This window comes from Bartonella massiliensis (assembly GCF_902150025.1).
Taxonomy (GTDB): Bacteria; Pseudomonadota; Alphaproteobacteria; order Rhizobiales; family Rhizobiaceae; genus Bartonella; species Bartonella massiliensis.
In genome coordinates this window covers 1-979 of the sequence record NZ_CABFVS010000070.1, presented here as the reverse complement: position 1 = coordinate 979, position 979 = coordinate 1, and the positions used below count along the sequence as shown (strand labels likewise).

1 pseudogene is annotated in these 979 nt (G+C 31.7%); it reads left to right on the top strand.

From position 1 onward, the window contains the following. A pseudogene (locus tag FNZ60_RS09460) lies at positions 1-387 on the top strand (YfjI family protein); the annotation flags it as partial. Positions 388-979: the final 592 nt, after the last annotated feature.

Genomic DNA, 979 nt, shown 5'->3' with positions numbered 1-979 from the left:
ATAGCAAGCCTTGCGTTGATTTTTGAACTTCTTGACAGCGGGCGTTTTGAAATTGGTCTCTATGCTATCACAACAGCGTTGCGTTGGGAAAAATATCTGATAAGTCACGCAAAACGTCTTTATGCGGCGGGGGATACATTAACAGCAGAGCGTGCAAAATTGATTGTCGAACGCTGTGATTGTTTACCCGATGTTTTTACGGCAAGGGATATCTATAGACGATGTTGGAGTTCTTTAAAAAATAAAGAAGCTGTGAAGCAAGCTTTAGAGCTTTTATGTCGTTCTAATCACCTGCGAAAAAAGTTTATAACACATCAGACAAGTGGACACTCTAGCGCCTATTATGAATGGCATCCTTTGGTCAAAAACAACAGCATAAAACAATAACACCTCTTTTGAAGTTTTTAAAACAATCACACAAAACTCTTTTTATAGCATTCTCATTAAGTAATTTTTTTCCAAAAAAAATGATCTGAATGACTTTGTAAAAAGAGTTTTGTCAGTGCTGTCAGTCTTGTCAGTTCTTTTTAGCCCCCCTTTCTATATATTTTTTAATCAAAAATAAAAGTTATTATATTTCAATAGATTAATGACTTTAAAACACAACTCATATCAATAGTGCAATCTTTAAAGATAACCAATGATGTAAATTGATTAAAACCTGTCAGTTATCTGTCAGTAAATTGAACTGACACAAATGCCCTTTTCAATGATTTATAAAACTTATCAAAATAATCATTATGATATTTTAAAAGAACGTATTGCATTTGTCTTGATTAAGACATCAAATGAATAGCAAATTTCACTATTTTGCTGATCTGATCTTTCTCATAGGCTGTTGATAAGTATCCTTTTAAAACCTCTTTTGAAAAAATTATCGGCTTTTTAGCAGTTTTTTCCCATTTTTATCGATATTTGTTTTAAACGCATTTAATTGAATTCGTTTTGATTCTTTTGATGGTTATTGATCATCTTATAA